Annotated in this window: 23 protein-coding genes, 1 riboswitch and 1 other annotated feature; of the genes, 14 read left to right on the top strand and 9 right to left on the bottom strand. The window is 67.7% G+C overall.

Annotated elements, in window-relative coordinates; genetic code table 11:
• Window positions 1-10: 10 nt before the first annotated feature.
• Both pta and OCU_RS47540 read left to right on the top strand, forming a co-directional pair.
• Window positions 11-2,170, top strand: coding sequence for a phosphate acetyltransferase (gene pta / locus OCU_RS47545; protein WP_014381289.1), 2,160 nt, complete (start codon window positions 11-13; stop codon window positions 2,168-2,170).
• Entirely contained in the window at window positions 2,160-3,323 is a 1,164-nt protein-coding gene (locus tag OCU_RS47540; protein ID WP_014381288.1) for an acetate kinase, read from the top strand. The genes pta and OCU_RS47540 overlap by 11 nt, the downstream gene beginning before the upstream one ends.
• Before the next feature lie 64 nt (window positions 3,324-3,387).
• Here OCU_RS47540 and OCU_RS47535 read toward each other — a convergent pair whose 3' ends face one another.
• On the bottom strand, window positions 3,388-4,599 hold the full coding sequence (locus OCU_RS47535) for an IS30 family transposase (RefSeq protein ID WP_014381287.1): 1,212 nt from the start codon (window positions 4,597-4,599) through the stop codon (window positions 3,388-3,390).
• 64 nt (window positions 4,600-4,663) lie between these two features.
• Between OCU_RS47535 and OCU_RS47525 the strand changes: the two genes are divergently transcribed.
• Window positions 4,664-5,904, top strand: a protein-coding gene (locus tag OCU_RS47525) for an IS3 family transposase (protein ID WP_371286260.1) whose coding sequence is annotated in 2 segments (ribosomal slippage) — window positions 4,664-4,948 and window positions 4,951-5,904 — 1,239 coding nt in all. Because the reading frame shifts where the segments join, the coding sequence is not laid out codon by codon here.
• Window positions 4,939-5,056: a sequence feature (AL1L pseudoknot), on the top strand. Its footprint overlaps the gene before it by 118 nt.
• Before the next feature lie 125 nt (window positions 5,905-6,029).
• Here OCU_RS47525 and OCU_RS47520 read toward each other — a convergent pair.
• From OCU_RS47520 to glnX, 4 genes are all read right to left on the bottom strand, one after another.
• Complete coding sequence (locus tag OCU_RS47520; RefSeq protein ID WP_036396584.1) at window positions 6,030-6,893, bottom strand: endonuclease domain-containing protein; 864 nt, start codon at window positions 6,891-6,893, stop codon at window positions 6,030-6,032.
• A 355-nt stretch (window positions 6,894-7,248) separates the two neighbouring features.
• Window positions 7,249-9,537, bottom strand: coding sequence for a serine/threonine-protein kinase PknG (locus tag OCU_RS47515; protein ID WP_014381286.1), 2,289 nt, complete (start codon window positions 9,535-9,537; stop codon window positions 7,249-7,251).
• On the bottom strand, window positions 9,537-10,514 hold the full coding sequence (locus OCU_RS47510) for a glutamate ABC transporter substrate-binding protein (RefSeq protein ID WP_009952605.1): 978 nt from the start codon (window positions 10,512-10,514) through the stop codon (window positions 9,537-9,539). The genes OCU_RS47515 and OCU_RS47510 overlap by 1 nt, the downstream gene beginning before the upstream one ends.
• On the bottom strand, window positions 10,514-11,833 hold the full coding sequence (gene glnX, locus OCU_RS47505; protein WP_008261439.1) for a protein kinase G-activating protein GlnX: 1,320 nt from the start codon (window positions 11,831-11,833) through the stop codon (window positions 10,514-10,516). Before glnX ends, OCU_RS47510 begins: the two co-directional genes overlap by 1 nt.
• Window positions 11,834-11,986: 153 nt before the next feature.
• Between glnX and OCU_RS47500 the strand changes: the two genes are divergently transcribed.
• Window positions 11,987-12,619, top strand: coding sequence for an NUDIX hydrolase (locus OCU_RS47500; RefSeq protein ID WP_009952604.1), 633 nt, complete (start codon window positions 11,987-11,989; stop codon window positions 12,617-12,619).
• On the opposite strand, the gene thiE is transcribed toward OCU_RS47500, so the two are convergent.
• Window positions 12,591-13,262, bottom strand: coding sequence for a thiamine phosphate synthase (gene thiE, locus OCU_RS47495; RefSeq protein WP_009952603.1), 672 nt, complete (start codon window positions 13,260-13,262; stop codon window positions 12,591-12,593). The two genes, OCU_RS47500 and thiE, sit on opposite strands and share 29 nt — an antisense overlap.
• A gap of 48 nt (window positions 13,263-13,310) precedes the next feature.
• Window positions 13,311-13,429: riboswitch (TPP riboswitch) on the top strand.
• Between the two features lies 1 nt (window position 13,430).
• On the opposite strand from thiE, the gene thiO reads away from it, so the two are divergent.
• Genes thiO through OCU_RS47475 form a run of 4 tightly spaced genes read left to right on the top strand, consistent with a single transcriptional unit; the run spans window position 13,431 to window position 16,174 of the window.
• Window positions 13,431-14,450, top strand: a complete 1,020-nt coding sequence (gene thiO / locus OCU_RS47490; protein ID WP_026071161.1) for a glycine oxidase ThiO — start codon at window positions 13,431-13,433, stop codon at window positions 14,448-14,450.
• Window positions 14,450-14,659 carry a sulfur carrier protein ThiS gene (gene thiS / locus OCU_RS47485; protein ID WP_008261432.1) on the top strand — a complete coding sequence of 70 codons (210 nt, stop codon included), beginning with the start codon at window positions 14,450-14,452 and terminating at the stop codon, window positions 14,657-14,659. Before thiO ends, thiS begins: the two co-directional genes overlap by 1 nt.
• Window positions 14,652-15,410, top strand: coding sequence for a thiazole synthase (gene thiG / locus OCU_RS47480; protein WP_014381284.1), 759 nt, complete (start codon window positions 14,652-14,654; stop codon window positions 15,408-15,410). The genes thiS and thiG overlap by 8 nt, the downstream gene beginning before the upstream one ends.
• The gene (locus OCU_RS47475; protein ID WP_014381283.1) at window positions 15,407-16,174 is read left to right on the top strand and encodes an SGNH/GDSL hydrolase family protein; all 768 of its coding nucleotides are present in this window, start codon (window positions 15,407-15,409) and stop codon (window positions 16,172-16,174) included. The genes thiG and OCU_RS47475 overlap by 4 nt, the downstream gene beginning before the upstream one ends.
• Window positions 16,175-16,177: 3 nt before the next feature.
• Here OCU_RS47475 and OCU_RS47470 read toward each other — a convergent pair whose 3' ends face one another.
• Together OCU_RS47470 and OCU_RS47465 are read right to left on the bottom strand one after the other, a co-directional pair.
• Entirely contained in the window at window positions 16,178-16,699 is a 522-nt protein-coding gene (locus OCU_RS47470) for a hypothetical protein (RefSeq protein WP_014381282.1), read from the bottom strand.
• Between the two features lie 60 nt (window positions 16,700-16,759).
• Window positions 16,760-17,290: a hypothetical protein gene (locus OCU_RS47465; protein ID WP_008261424.1), complete on the bottom strand. Its 531-nt coding sequence runs from the start codon at window positions 17,288-17,290 to the stop codon at window positions 16,760-16,762.
• A gap of 336 nt (window positions 17,291-17,626) precedes the next feature.
• On the opposite strand from OCU_RS47465, the gene OCU_RS47460 reads away from it, so the two are divergent.
• From OCU_RS47460 to OCU_RS47435, 6 genes are all read left to right on the top strand, one after another.
• Window positions 17,627-17,959 carry a CD225/dispanin family protein gene (locus OCU_RS47460; RefSeq protein ID WP_008261422.1) on the top strand — a complete coding sequence of 111 codons (333 nt, stop codon included), beginning with the start codon at window positions 17,627-17,629 and terminating at the stop codon, window positions 17,957-17,959.
• Window positions 17,960-17,974: 15 nt separating this feature from the next.
• Complete coding sequence (locus OCU_RS47455) at window positions 17,975-18,400, top strand: DUF2752 domain-containing protein (protein WP_026071162.1); 426 nt, start codon at window positions 17,975-17,977, stop codon at window positions 18,398-18,400.
• 52 nt (window positions 18,401-18,452) lie between these two features.
• Window positions 18,453-19,937, top strand: coding sequence for a M28 family metallopeptidase (locus tag OCU_RS47450; protein WP_014381279.1), 1,485 nt, complete (start codon window positions 18,453-18,455; stop codon window positions 19,935-19,937).
• The gene (locus tag OCU_RS47445) at window positions 19,934-21,406 is read left to right on the top strand and encodes a M28 family peptidase (protein WP_009952593.1); all 1,473 of its coding nucleotides are present in this window, start codon (window positions 19,934-19,936) and stop codon (window positions 21,404-21,406) included. Before OCU_RS47450 ends, OCU_RS47445 begins: the two co-directional genes overlap by 4 nt.
• A gap of 211 nt (window positions 21,407-21,617) precedes the next feature.
• The gene (locus OCU_RS47440; RefSeq protein WP_014381278.1) at window positions 21,618-22,601 is read left to right on the top strand and encodes an NAD-dependent epimerase/dehydratase family protein; all 984 of its coding nucleotides are present in this window, start codon (window positions 21,618-21,620) and stop codon (window positions 22,599-22,601) included.
• 145 nt (window positions 22,602-22,746) lie between these two features.
• Window positions 22,747-23,781, top strand: a complete 1,035-nt coding sequence (locus OCU_RS47435; RefSeq protein ID WP_225331949.1) for a hypothetical protein — start codon at window positions 22,747-22,749, stop codon at window positions 23,779-23,781.
• Here the strand turns inward: OCU_RS47435 and OCU_RS47430 are convergent.
• Complete coding sequence (locus tag OCU_RS47430; RefSeq protein ID WP_014381276.1) at window positions 23,765-24,985, bottom strand: peptidoglycan DD-metalloendopeptidase family protein; 1,221 nt, start codon at window positions 24,983-24,985, stop codon at window positions 23,765-23,767. The genes OCU_RS47435 and OCU_RS47430 overlap by 17 nt on opposite strands.
• Window positions 24,986-24,999: the final 14 nt, after the last annotated feature.

Below are 24,999 nucleotides of genomic sequence, written 5' to 3'. Positions count from 1 at the left end.
GGGCGGACGAGTGGTCTCGGGCGCCGCAACGGCGATCTACATCGCCGCGCCCGAGCCGGAGACCGGAAAGTCGACGATCGCGCTGGGCCTCCTGCACCGGCTGACCGCGACGGTGGCGAAAGTCGGTGTGTTCCGGCCCATTACGCGTTCAGATGGCGGCGATCGCCAACGCGGCGAAGCCGGGCGCAGCGGGTCGCCGCAGGACCTGGAAAATCGCGACTACATCCTGGAACTGCTGCTGTCGCGCACCACGGCGGGCCTGTCGTACGAGCAATGCGTCGGCGTCACCTACCAGCAGCTGCACGCGGACGGCGACGCGGCGATCGCCGCCATCGTCGACGCCTACCACGCCGTCGCCGAGAAGTGCGACGTCGTGGTGATCGTCGGCAGCGATTATTCCGAACTCGGACAGGCGATTCGACCCGCGGAGCTTTCCACCAACGCGCGCATCGCGGTCAACCTCGGCGCGCCGCTGCTGCTGACGGTCAGCGGCAAGGGCCGCACCGCCGGTGAGGTGGCCGACGTCGTCAAGGTGTGCCTGGCCGAGCTGGACGCTCAGCACGCCCACACCGCGGCGGTGGTGGCCAACCGCTGCGAACCGGCCGAGCTGGACGCCATCCGGAAGAAGTTGGACGAGGCGCTGCGGCCGTCGTCCCTGCGCAGCTACGTCCTGCCCGACGAACCGCTGTTGTCGGCGCCGACGGTGGCCGAGCTTCAGAGCGCGGTGCGCGGGACGCCGGTCAGCGGCGAAGAGTCGCTGCGCGAACGCGAGGTCACCGGTGTGATGGTGGCCGGGATGACCGCCGACCACGTCCTGGAACGGCTGCGCGACGGCATGGCGGTCATCACCCCCGGCGACCGCTCGGACGTGGTGCTCGCCGTCGCGAGCGCCCATGCCGCGGAAGGGTTTCCGTCCCTGTCGTGCATCGTCCTCAACGGCGGCTTCGAGCTGCACCCGTCCATCGCGGCCCTGGTCGCCGGGCTGCGGCTGCGGCTGCCGATCGTCGCCACCGCGCTGGGCACCTACGACACCGCCAGCGCGGCGGCCACCGCCCGGGGCAGGGTCACGGCGGCGTCGCAACGCAAGATCGACACCGCGGTCGAGCTGATGGACGGCCACGTCGACATCACCGATCTGCTGGCGCAGCTTGCCATTCCGATCCCCACCGTGACCACGCCGCAGATGTTCATCCATCAGCTGACCCTGCAGGCGCGTTCGGATCGCAGGCACATCGTGCTGCCCGAGGGCGACGACGACCGCATCCTGCGCTCGGCCGGGCGGGTGCTGCAACGCCGCGTCGCCGACCTGACCATCCTCGGCGACGAGGCCCAAATCCGCCAGCGCGCGGGCGAACTCGGGGTGGACCTGGCCGACGTGACGGTGATCGATCCGCGCGCCAGCCGGCTGCGCGACGAGTTCGCCGACCAGTATGCGCAGTTGCGCAAGGCGAAGGGGGGCACCGTCGAGCAGGCCCGCGAGATCATGCGCGACACAACGTACTTCGGCACCATGATGGTGCACAACGGGATGGTCGACGGCATGGTGTCAGGCGCCGCCCACACCACCGCGCACACCGTGCGGCCCGCGTTCGAGATCATCAAGACCGTCCCGGACGTGTCCACCGTGTCCAGCATCTTCCTGATGTGCCTGCCCGATCGTGTCCTGGCCTACGGCGATTGCGCGATCATCCCCAATCCGACACCGGAGCAGCTGGCCGACATCGCAATCTCCTCGGCGCGCACCGCCGCACAATTCGGCATCGAACCGCGGGTCGCGATGCTGTCCTACTCGACCGGCGACTCCGGCTCCGGTGCCGACGTCGACAAGGTCAGAACGGCAACGCAATTGGTGCGAGAGCGCAACCCCGACCTGCCGGTGGAGGGCCCCATCCAGTACGACGCGGCGATCGAACCGTCGGTCGCGGCCACCAAGCTGCGCGACTCGCCGGTGGCCGGGCGCGCCACGGTGCTGATCTTCCCCGACCTCAACACCGGCAACAACACCTACAAGGCGGTCCAGCGCAGCGCCGGAGCCCTCGCCATCGGACCCGTGCTGCAGGGTCTGCGCAAGCCGGTGAACGACCTGTCGCGGGGCGCGCTGGTCGAGGACATCGTGAACACCGTTGCCATCACCGCGATTCAGGCACAAGGCGGCCCCGATGGGAAGTAGCAGCGCGCGCCTGGTGCTGGTGATCAACTCCGGCTCGTCGTCGGTGAAGTTTCAGCTGGTCGATCCCGATTCGGGCACGGCGCTCTCGACCGGCCTCGTGGAACGCATTGGCGAGGAGGGGTCTCCCGTCCCCGACCATGACGCCGCGCTGCGCCGCGCGTTCGACACGCTGGCCGACGACGGCATCGACCTCAAGACATGCGGCGTCGTCGCGGTCGGCCATCGAGTGGTGCACGGCGGCAACGCCTTCTACGAGCCCACCCCGCTGGACGACGCGGTGATCGCCCGGCTCGGCGAACTGTCAGACCTTGCGCCGCTGCACAACCCTCCCTCGCTCAAGGGAATCGAGGTCGCCCGGCGGCTGCTGCCCGACATTCCGCACATCGCGGTCTTCGACACCGGGTTCTTCCACGACCTGCCGCCCGCTGCCGCGACCTACGCCATCGACCGCGAGTTGGCGCAGCGGCATCAGATCCGCCGGTACGGGTTCCACGGCACCTCGCACCGCTACGTCAGCGAGCAGGCCGCCGCCTTCCTGGACAGGCCGCCCGGCGACTTGAAACAGATTGTGCTGCACCTGGGTAACGGCTGCTCGGCCTCGGCGATCGCCGGCACCCGGCCGATCGACACCTCGATGGGCCTCACACCGCTGGAGGGGCTGGTGATGGGCACCCGCAGCGGGGACATCGATCCCAGCGTCGTCAGCTACCTGTCCCACACCGCCGGGATGGGCGTCGACGACATCGAGACCATGCTCAACAAGCGATCCGGGGTGCTGGGCCTGTCCGGTGAGCGCGACTTCCGCCGGCTGCGAACGATGATCGAATCCGGTGACGAGTCAGCGCAATTGGCCTACAGCGTCTTCACGCATCGGCTGCGCAAGTACGTCGGCGCCTACCTGGCGGTGCTGGGGCACACCGACGTCATCAGCTTCACCGCGGGGATCGGCGAGAACGACGCGGCGGTGCGCCGCGACGCGGTCGCCGGCATGGAGGAGCTGGGCATCGTGCTCGACGAGCGCCGCAATCTCGGTGGCGGGAGGGGTGCGCGGCAGATCTCCGCCGACGATTCGCCGATCGCCGTCCTGGTGATCCCGACCAACGAAGAGCTCGCCATCGCCCGCGACTGCGTAAACGTGCTGGCGGGCTCCTAGCGGGCGTCGAGTGTGCATCCTGGGCTTTGATCGTGAACCGTCGGCGGCGACACGCCGGGTGGTTTCAAGGTTTGGTTGCAACAGTGGTTTGTGGCGGGTTTGACAGTAGCCGGTTGAGGACTTGGGCGGGGCTGTCCCAGCCGAAGCGTTTGCGTGGGCGTTCGTTGAGTTCAGCGGCGACTTCGGCGAGGTAGTCGGCCGAGTGCACGGATAAGTCGGTGCCTTTCGGAAAGTATTGGCGCAATAGGCCATTGGTGTTTTCGTTGCTGCCGCGCTGCCAGGGTGAGTGTGGATCGCAAAAGTAGATGTCGATGCCGGCGTCGATACTGATGCGGGCATGGCGCAACATTTCGTGGCCTTGGTCCCAGGTCAGCGAGCGCCGCAATGCCTGGGGCAGGGTTTTGATGGTGGCGATCATCGCATCAGCCACCGTCTCAGGGTCGCGACGGGCGGGCAGGTGCAGCAGTTGCACGAACCCGGTGGAACGTTCGACCAGGGTGCCGATCTGAGAGTGTTGATTTTTGCCCAGGATTAAGTCACCCTCCCAGTGCCCGGGCACCGCGCGGTCAGCGGCCTCAGCGGGCCGCTCACTGATGTTGACCATGCCCGGAATTCGGCCGCAGCCGCTACGGGCGCCGACTCTGGCCCGTGGCTTGCGCAATGCCCGCCCGGTCCGCAAACACTTAGTCAGCTCGCGGCGTAGCTCCCCGCGTCCTTGCACGTAGAGCGCCTTGTAGATGGTTTCGTGGGACACCTGCATCTCCGGGCGGTCGGAATACGTCGTGGCCAACATCCCGGCAATCTGCTCCGGGCTGTACTTCTTGACCAACCACGCTTGCACCTGATCACGCAACGCAGGGCAGCGACCCAGCTTGCCGATCTTGGGCCGGCGCGCTCGCTGCTCGCTGCGAAGCTGAGCAATCCGCGCCGAATAGCCCGATTTCGCATCCACGCCCGCTCGGCGGGCTCCGAAGCGGTAACGAGAACGATAACGGCCCACATACCCCCGCATGACGCCGTTGTTGGCGATCTCGCGCATGACTGTCGACGGGGCCCGGCCCAACCGGGCTGCCATCGAGCGAATCGATTCGCCCTGAGCGGCGCCGATCATGATCTGTTCACGCTCATCAGCCGACAACCGCGGCCGTTTCTGCCCCTGAGGGGCTAACCATCGCGGATTCACACCACCAAACCTGCGAAACCACTTGCCGCCGCACGTCGCCGACACGCCGACCGCAACCCCGGCGTCCTCCGAGGACACCCCGGACGCGATCAACTCCCAATACCGGCGTGAACTACCCCGGGTTTAGTTCCGATCCGTTATAGGAGGATTGGAAGCTATGCCCCGTCAGTATTCGCCGGAGTTTCGGCAGCGTGCGTTGCGGTTGTTGGACACTGTGATGGAAGCCTCGGAAGTGTCGGAGTTCGAGGCCATAAAGTCTGTGGCCAGCAAACTCAATATTTCGGAGGAGTCGGTGCGTCGGTGGCGACGCAAGGCCCAAGTCGATGCTGGTGAACGGCCGGGCATGACCAGCTCTGAGCATGCCGAGATCCGTAAGCTCAAGCGCGAGAACGCTGAACTGCGCAGGGCTAACGAGATTTTGAAGTCAGCGTCTGCGTTTTTTGCCGCGGAGTTCGACCGCCCCGCGACGAAATGATCGCCTACATCGATGCTCATCGCGATCAGTTCGGGGTCGAGCTCATCTGCCGAGTGCTGCGGGCAGCTATCCCCGGATTCCTCACCTCGCGGGGTTATCGGGCCGCGCGGACCCGACCACCGTCGGACCGGGAGATCCGCGATGAGCAGCTGATCGCCGACCTTGAGGCGGTGCACCGGCAGAATTACTCGGTGTATGGGGTCAAGAAGATGCACGCGGCGATGACACGGCGTGGTTGGCAGCTGGGCCGTGAACAAACCCGCCGGTTGATGCGCAAGGCCGGGTTGCGCGGCGCCCAGCGGGGCAAGCCGGTGTTCACCACGATCAGCGACCCGGCCGCGATCCGGCCGGCCGATCTGGTCAACCGCCAATTCCGGGCTGCTGCACCGAACCGGCTATGGGTCGCCGACATCACGTTCGTGCGGACCTGGCAGGGGTTCTGTTACACCGCGTTCGTCACTGATGCGTGCACGAAGAAGATCGTTGGCTGGGCGGTCTCGGCCACGATGCGCACCGAAGACCTCCCACTTCAAGCATTCAATCACGCTGTGTGGCAGTCGAATACCGATCTATCCGAGTTGGTTCATCATTCCGACCGCGGATCCCAGTACCTATCGCTGGCCTATACCGACCGGCTGGCTGAACTGGGGATCGCGCCCTCGGTCGGGTCGCGTGGCGATAGTTATGACAACGCCCTCGCTGAAGCGGTCAACGCCGCCTACAAGACCGAGCTCATCAACCGCGGCAAGCCCTGGCGGTGCATCGATGATGTCGAACTCTCGACCGCCGAATGGGTGGCCTGGTACAACCAGGAACGCCTGCACGAAGGCCTCGGCTACGTTCCACCCGCCGAGTACGAGGCCGCCCTCACCGGCACCTCACACCATGCGAGCCAGCCGACCCCGGCCCTCGCAACCGAGTAGGAACTAAACCTGGGGTAGTTCAGCGCTGCACCGACAACAACTGAGGCTGACCCGTCATCAACACCCCTAACTACGAAGTGTTGCAATCACCCCTTGAGCCCAAGCCGATAATCGACGCCGTAGGTTCACACCGAAAGCCCCAGGTTCACACTCGATTTCGCGAGCGCCTCGCGCACCCGGCGCAGGATGCTGGCCGGGCGATCCTCGGCGACCACCCGGACTATGGTCCAGCCCATCTCCTCGAGCATCTCCATGCGCCGGAGGTCTTTGACGAATTGGCGCCGGTCGGTGCGGTGGTGATCGCCGTCGTACTCGACAGCCACCAGCGATTCCTCCCAGCCCAGATCCAGGTAGGCGAACGGTAGGCCGTCGGCGCCCAGCACCGGGATCTGCGTCTGCGGCCGGGCCAGGCCGGCGTCGATGAGGAGCAGTCGCAGATAGCTCTCCCTGGGGGACTGAGCGCCGGGGTCGACCAGGTCGAGCGCGACCTCCAATCGCCGCACGCCGGGTGCGCGAGGATGCGCCGCCGCAACATCCAGCACGTCGTCGACCTTGAAACCCGTTGCCCGGGCGAGCGCGTCCAGCCTCACCACGGCCGAGCGCACCGCGCCGCGCCGTCCGATGTCGAAAGCGGTCCGCTCCGGAGTGGTGACGGCGAGCCCGTCGCGGGTCTGGGTCTCGCCGGCGCACAGCGTTTCCCGGCGTGTCAGCACGCCGCGGGGAGGATGAGTGTTGGTGTGTATCAGCTCGACCGGGACGTTGTCGGGGATCCACTGGGCGCCATGCAGCGCGGCCGCGGCGGCTCCGCCGATGACCGCCCTCCGCCCCGACCACAGCCAGGCCGCCCGAATGCGCAATTCGAGCGGCACCTCGGCATGCGTCGGCACGTAGACGTTCGGAAACACCGCTCGGTAGGACATCCGCAGCTGGTGGCGGCTGAGACTTCCCGACGCCAACTCCTCGCTGCCGATGAACGGCACTCGTCTCATGCCGCGAACGATTGCACGTCAACCACGGTCGGCGAGTGCGTCTGTGCACAGGGCGGGCCACGCGACGGCAAGCCGCCGGACGGGCTGACGCCGGGTCCGCGAGGCCCCGGCTAAATCGACTGTGAATCACCGACTTTGAGTGTGAACTCACGGCTTTCAGTGTGAACCCACGTCGGGGTTTGTCGGCGTGTCGCCGCCCAGGGTTCACACTGAACGCCCAGGATTCACACTCGACGGCGAAGGGCCGACGCGGGAAAGGCCGACGCGGGAAAGGCCGACGCGCGAAGGGCCGACGCGGGAAAGACCGACGCGGGAAAACCGCCAGGCGGCGCAAACCGGCAAACCCGCAAATACCTCAGAACGTGCTCGTGGGCCGCACCCGGTTGGCCATGTCCACCAGCTCGTAGCGGTGCCGCTGCGTGGGGGCGACGCGGGCCAGATTGCGCAGCGCCGCCTCGACGCCCAGCCGCAGCCCGTGCTCGGTGAACGGGAAGCCCAGGATGTGATTCGTGCTGGCCTTGTTGTCCTCCAACCAGTCCATCGCGCAGCCCAGCACCAGCGCGCGGATCTGCAACACGCGTGGTTCGGTGGGCGGCAGCGCCTCTACCCGCCGCGCCGCGTCCCGGATGTCCTCCTCGGTGATCTCGCTCTTGGACCGGCCGGACAGCAGCGTCACCGCACTCGTCAGGCGGGCGGTGGTGAAGTGCCGCGAGGTGGCCGGCACCTCGTCCAGCGTGCGCACCGCGGCGGCCCGATCACCTTCCGCGGACAGCGATCTGGCCAACCCGAAGGCCGCCGAGATCACGCCGTCGTTGGTCTTCCACACCGTCTCGTAATGCTTGTGCTCGTCGACGTCGCCGGCCAGCTCGGCGGTGGCGGCCAGCGCCAGCTTCGGTGCGAGCTCACCCGGGAACGTGTCCAGCACCTCGGTGAAATGTGTTGTGGCCGAATCGTAATCACCGGTGAGCAGGTCGGCCACGGCCTTGTACCAGACCAGCCGCCACTGCCAACCCACCCGCTCGGCCAGGTCCTCGAGCTTGCGGGTGGCCTTGGCGACGTCGCCGAGATCCAGCAGCGCGCGCACCTCCATCAGCGGTAGCTCGACCGACTCGGACAGCTCGGCGCCGTCGGCGTCCAGCGTCCCGTGCCGGGCCGCGCGCAACGAGTCCAGGGTCTGCACCGGCTGCGACAACACCGTCGCCTGCAGCACCGACGCGGCGACGTCGGCCGGATTGACCAGCGGCACTTGCAGTGCGGTGACGATTTCGCGGGCGGTCAGCTTCTCCGAATGGACCTGCCCGTCCAGGTAGACGTCGGTGTGCGCGACCAGCAGATCCACCCCGAACGTGGAGCGGCTGGGGGAGAAGATCGTCGACAGGCCGGGCCGCGGCACCCCGGTGTCGTGGGCCACCACCTCACGCAGCACGCCGATCAACTGCGCCGACATCTCCTCGGTGCTGGCGAACCGGCGACGTGGGTCGGGATCGGTGGCGCGACGCAGCAACCGGTGGAACGAGTCGTAGGTGGCCAGCACCGGGTCGTGCTCGGGCAGGCCGTCGACGTAGCGGCCGTTGCGGGTGCGCAGGTTGAGCGTGAGCGCCGCCAGCGTGCGGCCCACCGTGTAGATGTCGGTGGCGACCGTCGGGCCGGTGCGCACGATCTCGGGCGCCTGGAAACCCGGTGTGCCGTAAAGGTATCCGAACGAATTGATCCGCGACACCGCGCCCAGGTCGATGAGCTTGAGCTGCTCCTCGGTGAGCATGATGTTCTCCGGCTTCAGGTCGTTGTAGACCAGGCCGATGGAGTGCAGATAGCTCAGCGCGGGCAGGATTTCCAGCAGGTAGGCGATGGCCTCGGCGACCGGAAGTTTCTCGCCCTTCCCGTGCTTGAGCGACTGCCCGCCGACGTACTCCATGACGATGTAGCCGACCGGATTGCCGTGCTGGTCCTTGTGTTCGACGAAGTTGAAGATCTGCACGATCTGCGGGTGGACCACCTCGGCCAGGAACTGCCGTTCGGCCATCGCGATCGCCTGCGCCTCCGCGTCGCCGGAGTGGACGAGGCCTTTGAGCACGACCGGCCGGTCGTTGACGTTTTTGTCGACGGCCAGGTATACCCAGCCCAGCCCGCCGTGCGCGATGCACCCCTTGACCTCGTACTGGCCGGCGACGATGTCGCCGGGATTGAGTTGCGGCAGAAACGAATACGGGCTGCCGCAGGCCGGGCACCAGCCCTCCGACGTGCCCTTGCTCTTCTTGCTGGACCGGCCCACCGGCTTCCCGCAGTTCCAGCAGAAGCGCTTGGACTCGGGGACCACCGGGTTGGTCATCAGCGCTTCGCGGGGGTCGATGTCACGTCCCCGCGGGATCTCGACGAGTCCACCGCCGAGCTGTCGGACCGCGGGCAGCGCCCGCGTCGCCACCGTCATGCGGTCGCCGGTGTCGGTGTCCAGGGCGCCCAGCGCGATGTGCGGAAAGTCGTCGTCGTCATCGTCGAAGTCCGGTCGAAACAGCGCCTGCGTGGCCTGCAGTCGCCCCGTCGAGGCGCCGGTCTGGACCTCCGCCGGCTGGGTGCCGGGATTCACGTCTTCCACCGCTTCCGGGCCCGATTCCGGCTTCTCGGAGTGCTTGTCCGGCTCGGCCATCAGTCCAGATACCTCGGTGTGGGCGGGGCCGGCGCGGGGCCCAGCACGGTCAACCACTTGCGGTACAACGTGTTCCACGTGCCGTCGCGGCGGATCCTTTCCAGGGTCCCGTTGACGAACCGCACCAGGGGAGTGTTGTTCAGGTTGATGCCGATGCCGTAGGGCTGGGTGGCCATGTTGGGGCCGACGATGTGCAGGTAGGGGTCCTCTTCGACCAGCCCGGCCAGGATCGAGTCGTCGGTGCTCACGGCGTCGATCTCGCGCTGCTGCATCGCGACCAGGCAGTCGGCCCAGTTGACCACCGACACGATGACCGGGGGCGGGTCGATCTGCCGGATGCGGTGCAGCGAGGTGGTGCCCTTGGCCACGCAGACGCGTTTGCCCGACAGGTCGCTCACCTTGACGATCGACGAGTCGCGCGGGGCGAGGATGCGCTGGTTGGCGTCGAGGTAGACGGTGGAGAAGTTCACCAGCTTGCGCCGGTCGCAGGTGATGGTCATGGTCTTGACCACGATGTCGACCTCGCCGCGTTGCAGCGCGGTGACCCGCTCGTCCGACGACAGGATCCGGTACTCGACGTGGGACGGCGCGCCGAAGATGTCGCGGGCGATCTCGCCGGCCAGGTCGACGTCGAATCCGGTGATCTCGCCGGTGATCGGGTCGCGGAAGCTGAACAGGTTGCTGCCGATGTCGAGCCCGACGATCAGCCTGCCGCGCGCGCGGATGTCGGCGACCGCGGCGTCGGCCTCGGCCTTGGTGGGGAAGGGCCGCAGGCTGGCCGTCAGGTCGCAGTCCTGATTGGGGCCGTCGGGCGGTAGCGGCGGCTGCGGCGGCAGCTGTTCCATGCCGACCGGGGTGGGCGGCGGCAACGTCGGGACGCTGGCGACGTGCAGCGATTCCGTGTGCCCGCAACCCGCCAGCACGCAAACCGTGGCGGCCACGGTGCACGCCCGGCGCAGCAGGGGCAGGCGGATCATTATCGATACTCTTTCAGCCGCGGCCACAGGCCCAGAGCCACCGCGATGGCCGCCCCGAGGCTGAGCACCACGCCGCCCACCTGGGCGCCGGAGAGCCCGCTGCGCGCGTTGATGACGTCGTTGCGCAGGTGGATGCGGCCCTGGTCCATGGCCTTGACCAGCTCGTCTTCCAGCTTGTCGAACGCCGGGGTGGAATCCTCCTCGCTGCTGCCCAGCGCGACCTGGGTGGCGGCGCGGTAGTTCCCCACCGAGATGTACGAGCTGATCCGGTCATTGGCCTGACGCCAGCGCAGCAGCAGCTGGTCGGCGCCCTCGAGGTCCGGTTTGTCCACGGCGTCGCTGCGGGACATGTACTGGTCGAGCTGGCGGTGCATCGAGTCGATCCGCTGATAGAACGACTGCTTGCGCTTCTCCTCGTCCCCGCGGCGGATCAGCGACAGCGTCTCGTCGGCGCGCGCCTGCTGGGCGGTGATCGCGACGTTGGTGACGGTCTTGAGGGACTCCGCGGCGGTGTCCTTCGCGCTACGACTTGCCGTCGTAGAGATGGTTAGCGCAGTCCCGACCCACACCACCATGACGAGGATAGCGAGAGCGCCCACGACCAGGCCCGGGTTGATGCGGCGCCGGGTGCGCCGGGCCAGCCAGCGATGCGAGAAGGCGCCGAAGACGACGGTGGTGCCGACGACCATGATGACCGGCGCCGGAATCTGGGTCGACGCCGTGGTTTCGACGTCCACCCGCTCCGAGGTGGCCCGGTACAGCCGCGCCGCGTCGGGCAGGATCGTCGACTGCATCAGCCCCGATGCCTCCGACAGGTACGACGAACCGACCGGGTTGCCCGCCCGGTTGTTGGTTCGGGCGATCTCGATCAGGCCGGTATAGACGGCCAGCTGGGCGTTGATCCGGCCCAGCAGCTGCACCTGCGGCTCGTCGGTGAGCCCGCTGGAGGCCCTGGTCACGGCCACGGCCGCGTCGGTGATGGCCTGCTCGTAGCGCTGCCGCACGGGCGGCGGTTCGGCTTCGGCGATGAACGCCGTGGCCGCGGCGGCGTCGGCCACCGACAGCGTGGTGTAGAGCCGCCCGGCCGCGAACGACAGCGGCTCGGTGTGGTTGAGCACCGTGGTGAGCACCTGTTGCCGGTGGTTGATGGTGGTCGAGGTGGCGAAGGCGCTGATCCCGCCGAGGGCCGCCAGCACGATGCCGATGGTCAGGATGCGGCCCGGCGTCGTGGAGATGAACCACCAGCGGGGATGGGCTGGTTCGGCCGGTGACCGCGATCCCTGCGGCTCGGTCGACGGATGCGCCAGCTCAACCGTCACGTCTGATCAGCCCTCATCTCTTGGCCACTGGATTTCGCTGCACGGACCTCTATAAGCGAAGTCTAAGAGCATGTTCGGGTGGATGGGTGGAGGCCGACGCAATTGCCGACGCGCCGAAGACCGCCAAGAACCAAGTCTGCCTATCCTTGATCCGTGCAGGGCGACGGCGACGGTTGGGTGATCTCGGAGCGCGGCGCCCATTACTGGGGTCGGTACGGCGCCGCCGGTCTTTTGCTGCGCGCCCCGCAAGCCGACGGCACGCCCGCGGTGCTGCTGCAACATCGGGCGGTGTGGAGCCATCAGGGCGGGACCTGGGGGCTGCCGGGCGGGGCCCGGGACAGCCACGAGACGCCCGAGCAGACGGCGGTCCGCGAGGCGAACGAGGAGGCCGGGCTGCTCGTCGACCGGCTCGCCGTGCGCGCGACGCTGGTCACCGCCGAGGTCGCCGGGATCGGCGGCACGCGGTGGAGTTACACGACCGTCGTCGCCGACGCCGACGAGTTGTTGCACACCGTCCCGAACCGGGAGAGCGCGGAAATGCGGTGGGTGGCCGAGGACGAGGTGGCCGACCTGCCGCTGCATCCGGGCTTCGCGGCCAGCTGGCAACGGCTGCGCACCGCGCCGGCGCTGTTGCCGCTGGGCCACGGCGACGAACGCCGGCAGTATCTGCCCCGCACGATCGAGGTCGAGGCCGGCGTCTTCGTGTGGTGCATGCCGGGTGACGCCGACGAGGTTCCGTCGCAGCTGAGCCGACGGATCAGCTCGCTGCTGCCAGCGCCGAACTGAGCCGCCGGGCGGCCGCCCGCGGGTCGGACGCCGCGGTGATCGCTCGCACCACCACCACGCGGCGGGCGCCGGAGTCGAGCACCTCGGGCAGTCGCTGCGCGTCGATGCCGCCGATCGCGAACCACGGTTTGTCGGTCCCGAGCCCGGCGGCGGCGCGGACGAGTCCCAGGCCCGGCGCCGCGCGGTCCGGCTTGGTGGGCGTCGGCCAGCAGGGGCCGACGCAGAAGTAGTCCGCTTCGCTGACGGCCGCGGCGCCGGCCTGGTCGGCGCTGTGGCTGGAGAGCCCGAGCAGCACGTCCGGACCGACGATGTCGCGCGCGACGTCCAGCGGCAGGTCCCCCTGCCCGAGGTGCAGCACGTCGGCGCCTGCCGCGCGGGCGATGTCGGCGCGGTCGTTGACCGCGAACAGGGCGCCGTGCCGGCGGGCGGCGTCGGCCAGGATCTCGCAGGCGGCCAGTTCCTCGCGCGCCTCCAGCGGCCCGAACCGCTGCTCGCCGGCCGACCCCTTGTCGCGCAGCTGGATGATGTCCACGCCGCCGGCCAGGGCGGCGTCGGCGAACTCGGCCAGGTCGCCGCGCTCGCGGCGCGCGTCGGTGCACAGATACAGCCGCGCGGTGGCCAGGACGGAGAGTCGTCTATCCATGGGACGCTGCACACCGAGACGCTAGCGCGCTAGCGTGGAGCGCAGAGAATCACCAGACACGGGAGTCCCGGGAGCGGGGCTGAGAGTGGGCACAGCCGCGAGGACCTGCCCTTACCGTCACACCTGATCCGGATCATGCCGGCGAAGGGAGGCTCGACAATGACCGGGATGCCTTCGGGCCCACCGCTGGGGTCGCTGGCCGTCATCGGCGGCGGCGTCATCGGGCTGGCGGTGGCGCGCCGCGCCGCCCAGGCCGGCTGGTCGGTGCGGGTGCACCGCAGCGGGGAGCGGGGCGCATCCTGGGTCGCCGGCGGCATGCTGGCCCCGCACAGCGAGGGCTGGCCGGGAGAAGAGCGATTGCTGCGGCTGGGCCTGGAATCCCTGCGGTTGTGGCGCGACGGCGGTTTCCTCGACGGCCTGCCGGCCGGAGTGGTCACCGCCCGCGAGTCGCTGGTGGTGGCCGTCGACCGCGCCGACGCCGCCGACCTGCGCACCGTGGCGGACTGGCTGTCCGCTCAGGGACACCCCGTGGTCTGGGAGTCGGCCGCCCGCGACGTGGAACCCCTACTCGCGCAGGGCATCCGGCACGGCTTTCGGGCGCCCACGGAGCTGGCCGTGGACAACCGGGCGGTGCTCGACGCGCTCGAGGCGGAGTGCGAGCGTCTCGGGGTGCGGTGGGCGCCGCCGGTGCACGACCTGTCGGCGGTCGAGGCCGACGCGGTGGTGATCGCCAACGGCATCGACGCGCCGGCGTTGTGGCCCGGGCTGCCGGTGCGCCCGGTCAAGGGTGAGGTGCTGCGACTGCGGTGGCGCAAAGGTTGTATGCCGTTGCCGCGTCGGGTGATTCGCGCCCGGGTGCACGGCCGGCAGGTCTACCTGGTGCCGCGCGCGGACGGCGTGGTGGTCGGCGCGACCCAATACGAGCACGGGCGCGACACCGCCCCGGTCGTCTCGGGGGTGCGTGACCTCCTCGACGACGCCTGCGCGGTGCTGCCGGCGCTCGGTGAATACGAGCTAGCCGAGTGCGGGGCCGGGCTGCGCCCGATGACACCCGACAATCTGCCGTTGGTGCATCGCCTGGACGCGCGCACGCTGGTCGCCGCCGGCCACGGCCGGTCGGGGTTCCTGCTGGCGCCCTGGACGGCAGAACAGATCGTTTCCGAACTGGCACCGGTGGGAGCACACTAATGATCATCCTGGTGAACGAGAAAGAGGTCGACGTCGACGCGCACACCACGGTGTCGGCGCTGCTCGATTCCCTGGGCTTCCCGGACCGCGGCGTCGCCGTGGCGATGGACGACGCGGTGCTGCCGCGATCACGATGGGCGACAGAGCTTTCGGAGCTTCCCGGCGCTCCCGTGCGTCTCGAAGTGGTGACGGCGGTGCAAGGTGGCTGACTCGAAACTGACCATCGCGGACCGCAGCTTCGCCTCGCGGCTCATCATGGGGACCGGGGGAGCGAGCAACCTGGCGGTGCTGGAAGAGGCGCTCGTCGCGTCGGGCACGGAACTGACCACCGTCGCGATTCGCCGGGTCGACGCCGAGGGTGGCACCGGGTTGCTCGATCTGCTCAACCGGCTCGGAATCACGCCGCTGCCCAACACCGCGGGATGCCGCGGCGCCGCCGAGGCGGTGCTCACCGCGCAGCTGGCGCGCGAGGCGTTGAACACCAACTGGATCAAGCTCGAGGTGATCGCCGACGAGCGAACGCTGCTGCCCGACGCGGTCGAATTGGTACGCGCGGCAGAGCAATTGGTCGACGACGGGTTCGTCGTGCTGCCCTACACAAACGATGATCCCGTGCTTGCGCGCCGGCTGGAGGACGCCGGATGCGCGGCCGTCATGCCGCTGGGATCGCCGATCGGGACCGGGCTGGGCATCACCAATCCGCACAACATCGAGATGATCGTCGCCGGGGCCCACGTCCCGGTGGTGCTCGACGCCGGCATCGGCACCGCCAGCGACGCCGCGCTGGCCATGGAATTGGGTTGCGACGCAGTGCTGTTGGCCTCCGCGGTGACCCGGGCCGCCGACCCCGCCGCGATGGCCGCCGCGATGTCGGCCGCCGTCACCGCCGGCTATCTGGCCCGGCGCGCCGGGCGGATCCCGAAGCGGTTCTGGGCGGAGGCCTCGAGCCCCCAACGATGAAACGCTATGTCGCGCTGGGCAGTTCGATGGCCGCCGGTCCCGGTATCCGGCCGCGCGCCGCGGGTGCCCCGCGCTGGTCGGGCCGGTCCGCCCGCAACTATGCCCACCTGATCGCCCGGCGATACGGCTACGACCTTGTCGACGTCACCTTTTCCGGTGCGACCACCGCGAACGTGCTCGCCGAGCGTCAACGCGGCGCGCCGGCGCAAGTCGACGCCCTGGACGGTTCGGAGGGTCTGGTCACCATCACCATCGGCGGCAACGACGTCGGCTACGTACCGCTGTTGATGGCGGCCGCACTGCCGCGCCCGCTGCGGCGCGTGCCGCTGTTGGGCGACCGCATCCGCGAACTGCTCGATCCCGACGCGCGAGATCGGGCCCTCGACGCGGTGTTCGAATCGCTGTGCGCGGTGGGCCGCGCGGTGCGTCAACGATCCGCAGGGGCGCGGATCTTCTTCGTCGACTACCTGACGATGCTGCCGCCCGCGGGCATGCCTGCCCCACCGCTGTCGCCCGCGGACGCCGACCTGGGCCGGCACGTGGCCGCCACGCTGGAAAGGATGACTGCCGACGCCGCCGCGGCGACCGGCTGCGGAATCGTCCACGCCGCCGCGGCCAGCCGCGAGCACCACGCCTGGTCGGCGGAGCCGTGGACGACGCTGCCGGCGCGCTACGGTGTTCCGCTACCGGGTCGCCCCGCACCGTTGCACCCGAATCCCGCCGGTATGTGCGCGGTAGCGGATTTGATTGCAGCTCAGCTGTAAACGTCAGCCGTTCGTGCGCCACCACTGGTAGAGCGCGTTGACGTCGGCGTTGGCCGCGGTCAGGTGACCCAGCACGTTCTTGGCGTCGGTGGTCCAGGTCAACGTCGCGTAGTTCTTGTAGGTGCCGCAGGCGATCTGGCCGCCGGTCTGACCGTTCTGCTTCCACGTTCCCGGCGACTGCCCGGCGTCCCCGCACGCGGCCAGCGACACATCCTTGATGGTGGAACTGAAGGCGGAGCCCAGGTTCGTGCTGTTGGAGAAGAGCGCGTAGACGCCGGAGCCGGGTCCGCCGGAGTCGGGGCTCTGCCCGCAAAGCAGTTCGGCCAGTTCGCCGGTTTCGGTCAGCTCCTGCGGCTTGCAGTTGTTCAGGCCGTAGCCCTTCGACAGCGAAGCCGCCAGCGTGTTCATGTCCGTGGCGCTACCGGTGTTGGGTTCGGCGACCGCGGTGGCGCTGCCCGCGAGGACCAAACCGCCCGTGAAAGCTGCGGCCGACGCGACGCGCAGCGCGGTGATCAGATGTGACATTTTGACTCCCTGCGGTTGTGGGTGGTTGATGCAGAAACCCCTTGCCCCCCAAGAAGATTGTCAACCGTTGGCGCGCCACCACTGGTAGAGCGCGTTGACGTCGGTGTTGGACGCACGCAGGTAGCTCAGCGTGTTTTTCGCGTCCGTCGTCCAGATGATCTCGGCGGCGTTTTGGTATGTGCCGCACGCCGCCTGCCCGGCGTTGGCGGCCGAACCGTCCTTGTGCCAACTGGACGGCGACTGGTTGGCGTCCCCGCACGGCGTCAGGACGTCCTCCTTGATGGTGGCCCGAAACGCGGTGGCCAGGTTCTCGGCGCTGGTGAACAGGACGTACTTGGCCTGTGCCGGTCCTTTCGGATCGGGGCTTTGTCCGCACGTGAGTACGGCCAGTTGCCTGCCGCGGTCGATGTTCTGGGCGGTGCAGTTGTTCAAGCCGTAGCCCTTCGAGAGCGTGGCCGCGAGCGTGTTGATGTCCGACGAGTTGCCGGTGCCGGCGGGGTCGGCGGCCGCCGTGACGCCGCCCGCTAACGCGAAACCGGCCGTGAGCGCCATTGCCATCGCCGTCTTCAGCGCGTTGCTGAAATCAGACATGAATGGCTCCTTAACGGCCGTTGCTAACACGGATAGTAGGGCTATGTCGTGGTAATGCAACACGTTCCGGCGGCAATTGTCTGTGTGGGCATTAGTTCGGGGCGTCGCCCGCAAAGCCCCAGGGCAACGGACCGCAGGGGCATTTCGACGCGTCGAATATCGAATGACGTTGAGGCCGGGCGACAATCGGGTCTTCGGGCCGATGCGCCGACGCCGCCGATGCGCCGCGGTCGTCGTTGCGCGGATCGGATTTTTTCATTGCTAGTGCCGACGCGACGCCGAGCGGGTATGGTTAGCACCGCTTTACGCCAGCTAACTTCTCTGAGTGGAGAATCCATGACACAACCGCCGCCCCCGCCGCCGCCTCCCGGTTACCCGCCGCAGCAGCCGGCCGCCCAAGCGCCGAACAACTATCTGGTGTGGTCGATTCTGGTGACCCTGTTCTGCTGCCTTCCGTTCGGGATCGTGGCGATCGTCAAATCCAGCCAGGTCAACGGGTTGTGGGCGCAGGGCCGCTACGCCGAGGCGCAGGCATCGGCCGAGAGCGCCAAGAAATGGGCGATCTGGTCGGCGGCGATCGGCGTCGTCGTCGGCATCATCTACGTCATCTTGATGTCGGTCGGCGCGCTGAACACGAACACGAACGCGGCGCTCGCCGCGATGTTCTGAGCCCGGATCTCGATGTTGGTGACCCGCCGGGGGGCGGCGCACGCGGGCCTGGGTGCACCACTAGTGGTGGCCGCATCCACGACGTTGATGTGCGCCGCCATCTGGGCGGGTGACCCGACCACCCCGAACGGCCCGCTGCCGGTATGCCCCACCAAGGCGTTGTTGGGGATCGACTGTCCCGGTTGCGGCAGCCTGCGCATGCTGTATTCCCTCATGCACGGCAATGTGTTGGCGGCCGCCAGGTTCAACGCTCTGGGCCTGGCGGCGGTCGTGCTGCTGGTGTGGGCGTACCTGGCCTGGACCTACGGACACGTGGTGGGCCGGCGGGTCCGCAGTTGGCAACACCGCCGCTGGGCCGCCGCGGTGACACTGTCATTGGTGCTGGCGTGGTTCGTGGTGCGCAACATTCCCTTCGCCCCCTTCACTGCGCTGTATGTCTGATCCCGACGTGTCCTGATCCCGCCCGCTCGGACCGCGGTCTAACCTGGGCGCGATGGTGAACAAACTCGCGACGTTGCCGGCGGCGCTCGCCGTGATCGCCCTGACCGCATTCTCGACCGGTTGCTCCCACCGGTCCGGCTCGGAGCAAACGACGGGTGCGGCCGAGTTCGCGTCCGGGCTGAAGGGCAAGGTGACGACCGACGCCATGATGGCCCACCTGTCCAAGCTGCAAGACATCGCCAACGCAAACAACGGCACCAGGGCGGTGGGGACCCCCGGCTACGAAGCCAGTGTCGACTATGTGGTTAATACCTTGCGCGACAGCGGTTTTGATGTGCAGACGCCCGAGTTCTCGGCGCGAGTGTTCCATGCCGAGAAGCCGGAGCTGACCGTCGGCGGCAGGCCGGTGGAGGCGCGCGCGCTGGACTTCAGCCTGGGAACCCCACCGGGCGGGGTGAGCGGGCCGCTGGTCGCCGCGCCGGCGAACAGCTTGGGCTGTGCGGCCGCCGACTACGGCGATCTGCCGGTGCGGGGCGCGGTGGTGGTCGTCGATCGCGGCACCTGCCCGTTCGCTCAGAAGGAAGACGCCGCGGCGCAGCGCGGGGCCGTGGCGATGATCATCGCCGACAACGTCGACGAAGAACAGATGGGCGGCACGCTCGGGCCGACCACCGAGGTGAAGATCCCGGTGCTCAGCGTGACGAAATCCACCGGGGTGCAGCTGCGCGGCCAGCCGGGGCCGACCACGATCAAGCTCGATGCCAGCGCGCAAAGCTTCAAGGCCCGCAACGTGATCGCACAGACCAAGACCGGTTCGGACGCCAACGTGGTGATGGCGGGGGCGCACCTGGACAGCGTGCCCGAGGGGCCGGGGATCAACGACAACGGATCGGGAGTGGCGGCGGTGCTGGAAACCGCTGTGCGGCTGGGCAGTTCGCCGCCGGTGCACAACAAGCTGCGATTCGGCTTCTGGGGTGCGGAGGAACTCGGGCTCATCGGGTCGCGGAACTACGTCGAGTCGCTGGACCTGGCCGCGCTCAAAAACATTGCGCTCTACCTCAACTTCGACATGCTGGCATCGCCGAACCCCGGCTATTTCACCTACGACGGGGACCAATCGCTGCCCATGGACGCCCGCGGCAAGCCCGTGGTCCCCGAAGGCTCGGCCGGCATCGAGCGCACGCTGGTCGCTTACCTGAAGTCGGCCGGCAAGACCGCGCAGGACACCTCCTTCGACGGCCGGTCCGACTACGACGGATTCACCCTGGCGGGCATCCCCGCCGGCGGCCTGTTCTCCGGCGCCGAGGGGAAGATGTCCGCGGACCAGGCCAAGCTGTGGGGCGGGACGGCCGACCAACCGTTCGACCCCAACTACCACCAAAAAGGCGACACCCTCGACCACATCGACCGCACCGCGCTGGGAATCAACGGCGGCGGGGTTGCCTACGCGCTCGGGTTCTACGCACAGGACCTCAGCGGACACAACGGGGTCCCGGCGATGGAAGACCGCGTCCGGCACGTCCTCGCCAAGTCATGAATCCCCGCTGGGGTGCAACGCTGTTGCTGATCGCGGCGCTCGTGGCCGGGTGTTCGTCGACGCGGCCCGCCCCGCACGCCGCGACACCCGACCTCGGGCACGGCCTCGCCAAAAAGATCACCGTCGAGGGCATGGTCACCCACCTGCGCGCCCTGCAGGACATCGCCAACGCCAACGGCGGCAACCGCGCGGACGGCACGCCGGGCTTCAACGCCAGCGTGGACTACGTCGCCAAAGCGCTGCGCGACAAGGGGTTTGACGTGCAGACGCCGCAGTTCGACCGGTTGTACACCGTGTCGATGGGTAAGCCGTCGCTGACCGTCGCGGGCCGCACCTATCCCGTCGACCAGGCCTCGCTGCTGGTCCAAACGCCGCCCGGCGGCCTGACGGGGCAACCGATCCGGCCGGCACAGCCATCGGGTTGCGCCGCCCACGACTACCCGGCCGCGATGCCCAAGGGCGCGATCGCCGTCGTCGACGACACCCGCTGCTCGGTCGTCGACAAGCAGAACGCCGCGCTGGCCAAGGGGGCGAGCGGGCTCATCGTGCTGAGCGCCCCCACCGGGCGAGGGGCGCCGCCCACGTTGTTCAGTCCCGGTTATTTCAAGCAGCTGACCGTGCCGGTTGCCGTCGTCAACCAGTACGGCGCCTCCGCGCTGACCGGTGTGACCGCACCGATCCGCCTGGTGCTCGACGCCGTCAACACCAAGATCACCTCCCGAAATGTCGTGGCACAGACCAAGACCGGTTCTCCGCACGACGTCGTCGTGGTGGGTGCGCAGCTCGACGGTTCACGCGCCGGACCCGGCATCAACGACGACGGCTCCGGGGTGGCCGCGGTGCTCGAGACGGCGCGTCAACTGGGACCGCTGGCCCCGGTGAACAACGCCGTGCGGTTCGTGTTCTGGGGCGCCGAAGCCGAGGGGCTGAACGGGGTCATGGATTACGTGTTCGGCATGGACCGTGATCAGCTCAACGACATCGCGCTCTATCTGAACTTCACCATGCTGGGCTCGCCCAACGCGGGCTTCTTCACCGACGACGGCGATCAATCCGGCCCGCCCGGACCCGGAGTCTTCGCCGCGGACGTCCCCGAAGGCTCGGCGGGCATCGAGCGCACGCTGGCCGGCTATCTGAACCTGGCCGGCAAGCGTCCCGCGGACATGCCGCTGAATTCCCGGGCCGACTACCACCCCTTCATGGTCGCGGGCGTGCCGATCGGCGGACTGACGACCGGTTCCTCCCAGACGAAGACCACCGTGCAGGCGCGCTTGTGGGGCGGCCAGGCCGGCGCGCCGTTCGACCCGAACTTCCAGAGCCCGCGCGACACCGTCGACAACATCAACCGGGAAGCCTTGGGGCTCATGGGTTCTGGCGTCGGTTTCGCGGTCGGCAGCTACGCCGAGTCCATCGGCGGGGTCAACGGCGTGCCGTCACACGACAAGAGGCATCGCGCCCGAATGCCGTAGGGGCGTTTTGTCGGACACTGCAAAATAATCCCTGCGCCAAGCGCTATATCGCTCGCGGGAGTTTAGCAGGCGTCCGCGATCCCAGCAGCAGAATCATCGAACTCCTTTCCTGAGAACATAAGAGCTTCCACTATCAAGCCGGATCGCCCACCGAGCCCGCGCGTATCGATTAAGCTCTCGCCCTACCAGTAGCAGGCGAGGGACGAACCAGATGGAAATACTTGTCACGGGGGGCGCAGGCTTTCAGGGAAGTCATCTATGCGAGTCGCTACTGGCCGACGGGCATTGGGTCACCGTCCTGAATACGTCGTCGAAGAGCGCGAACCGAAACACCAATGACTTTCGTTCGCACCCGCGAGCGGCCTTTATCTCCGGCTCGGTGACCGACGGCGAAACTGTCCATCGCGCGGTGCGGGAGCACCACGTCGTTTTTCATCTGGCCGCCAATATCAACGTGGACCAGTCTTTGGGTGATCCAGAGAGCTTTCTCGAAACCAACGTCATGGGTACCTACCGCGTGCTCGAGGCGGTAAGGCGCTATAAGAACCGGTTGATCTACGTGTCAACCTGCGAAGTGTACGGCGACGGACACAATCTGCGGGACGGCGAGCTTCTCGACGAGACAGCTGAGCTCAAACCGAACAGCCCCTACGGCGCCTCCAAGGCGGCGGCGGATCGGTTGTGCTACTCCTACTACCGCTCCTATGGGCTTGACGTCACGATCGTTCGGCCATTCAACATCTTCGGGGTGCGCCAGAAAACCGGGCGCTTCGGTGCGCTGATTCCACGACTCGTCCGGCAGGCCATCAACGGCGAAAACCTGACGATCTTCGGCGACGGTTCGGCATCGCGCGACTACCTGTACGTCAGCGATATCGTGCGCGCATACACCCTGGTATTGGAAAACAGCGCGCTTCGTGGACGGGCGATCAATTTCGCGAGCGGCATAAACACACGGGTGAAAGACATCGTCGAATATGTCGCCGGAAAGTTCGACGCCAAAATCGAACGTCGCGAAGCACGCGCCGGCGAAGTCGCTCGTTTCCCCGCCAACATCGACTTCGCGAAAAGCCTCGGATTCAAGCCTGAAGTCGGTATCTGGGAAGGCATCGACCGCTACATCCAATGGGCCAAGGATCAGCCACAATACTCCTACCAACAAGACGGGGTCAGCGGCGTCTTGTCGCCCCTATGAGTCCGGCGATTACCGATCTTTCAAAAAGTGCATCTTGCCCAGCACATCGCCGTTAGGCTGGTGAAAGCTTCCATCCCACAAATGGCTCGGTGTTACGTGTTCGCGGAGCAAGGACCTTGAAGTGAACAGTCCGGCTGAAGTGTCGATGCGTGGCGGCGAGTTTGATGGTGAGTTTTTGACGTCGCTGCGCCAGGAGGTCGACGCGTGGAGTGCGCATGACGCGCTGGCGCAGCTGGTTGCGATGTTCGGTGGAGTTCTCCCGCGGCACGCCAACCTGGCAGCCCGGTTGGCCGCCCTGGACGAGTTCAGTGAGGTATGGGATTACCGGGGCCGTGCGAGGGCGCGTCGGGGCGGACAGCAGGTGCGGTGCCAAGACGCCGACGGCGGGGCGCGGTGGATGATCCCGCGCCTGGACCTGCCGGACCGGCAACTCGACACGATCACGACGCTGGCGCAACAGCTTGGCCTTACCGACGAATCACGGCGCACTGACGCAACGTTCGACTACATGCTGGTGATCGGCACCGGACGCTACTCGAACATGCTTCGGGCCCGGTGGGCGCGGAATCTGGCCGCCGAGAATCGCGTCGGTCATATCGTGCTGGTCGCCGCTTCTCGGCAGCTATTGCCGTCCGAACACGACGCGGCCGCGTCCTGCGCGCCGGGCGCGCGTACCGAATTCGAGTTGTTGGCGGCCGCTGCGACCGACGCGTTCGGGGTGGATACCCGCGAAGCGGTACGGCATGGGCGGCAGCGAGTCGGCGACCCGCATCGGGGCCAGATGGTCTGGCGCTTCAGTGAAGACAGCAACGACGTCGGGCTACCCATCACACTGCTCGAGGCGCCGTCGCCGGACCCCAACAACCGCCGCGCCACCTCCGCGGATACCTTCACCTTTACCGCGCGGAGCCTGGATATGCAGCGATCGAGTTGCCTACTGGTGACCGGTCAGCCGTTCGTCCCCTATCAGAACTTTGACGCGCTGCGAACTCTGACCCTGCCGTTCGGAATTGGCATCGAGACGGTGGGCTTCGGCATCGACCGCTACGAAGGACTGCACGACATGGACCTGCAGCATCCCGCCAAACTGCTGCAGGAGGTCCGCTCGACGATCCGGGCCGGCCGCAGCCTGCTGGAACGCGTCGAGGCCGCCCAACTCACCGCTACCCGTCGGCGGTGATTGTGCACGGTGTGGCGGGCGGGTAGTTGCCCGATACCGCGCGCAGCCGCCCCGGCGGCGGCCAGGGCCGCAGGCCCATGTTGCCCAGAAAGCGCAGCGGATTGACGTGTGCGCCCCGAACCCGCGTCTCGAAATGCAGGTAGCCGTCGGCTGATTGACCTTCCGCGCCGATGCTGCCGATTTGGGTTCCCGCATTGATTCGATCACCGACCGCGATGTGCGTGGCGCCACCTGGCCGAAACACGTAGCGGATTTCGGAGTCGCCGTCCGAGATGGTCACCGAGCAAAGGTGATCGACTTCGCCTGTGCGGCAAACAGTTCCGGCTATGACTGCGTAGATCGGGCTGCCGGGGTCAGCGGCGAAGTCGACCCCGGGATGGAAACCGTCCGCGCGGGGTCCGTATCCGCGCCCGATCGCGCGTGGCTCCGCCTCGATCGGCAGGCGCGCCCCCGGTTCGGTCCGGTCGAAGTCGCCACGCACCCGCCGCCGGTAGTCCGCTTTGAGGAGGTCGACCTCGTCGAGTGCGTAGCCGAACAGCAGGGATCGGTCATAGGCCACACCGAAGTTGTGCCGAAAATCGGGATCCAGCCGCATGTAGTGCCTGACGCGTGCGATCCGTTCCTCCAGCGTCGACCAGCCGTTGTGCGTCAAGCGGATTCCGTCCAGCCGCCCTATCCGGCCGTGGTCGGTGATGTTGGCCGGCCAGTGCGAATTGTGCATCAACTTGGAGCCCGCATACAGGCCCGGGTACCAACGCCAAAACGGCCCGCGCAGCGCCTCGGCGGTGCCCATCACCGGCACCATGTCCGGGTAGTCGGGGTCATCCCAGCGGGAAACCATCGGACACATCAGCGCCGCCACGTCCTGCGGTGTCCGGGCAAGCACTTCACGGATGTCGACGTCGATCTGGAAAACCCAGTCGGCGTCGACCATCACCATCCAGTCCGGGCGACAGAAATCGGCCATCCGGTAGAGCAGATCCAGGCCGGTGGACTCGGGGATCAACCATGGCGTGGACGGTAGATCCGCCCGGGCGCGAACAACATTGGTGACCGCGGGATGGTTCGCGAGAATCGCGGCGGTCTCGTCGGTGCTGCGGTCGTCGATCGCGTAGATCTCGTCGCTGAAGGCGGCCAGCGAGTCCAAGGTATCGGCCAAGGTTTCCCCGGCATTGTGGGCGCGCGTTACCGCCAGAATCCGCATCCTGCTGTCCTCTA

The sequence above is a fragment of the Mycobacterium intracellulare ATCC 13950 genome (assembly GCF_000277125.1).
Taxonomy (GTDB): Bacteria; Actinomycetota; Actinomycetes; order Mycobacteriales; family Mycobacteriaceae; genus Mycobacterium; species Mycobacterium intracellulare.
Note: the sequence above shows the minus strand (reverse complement) of the source record. Positions and strands in the feature narration are given on the sequence as shown.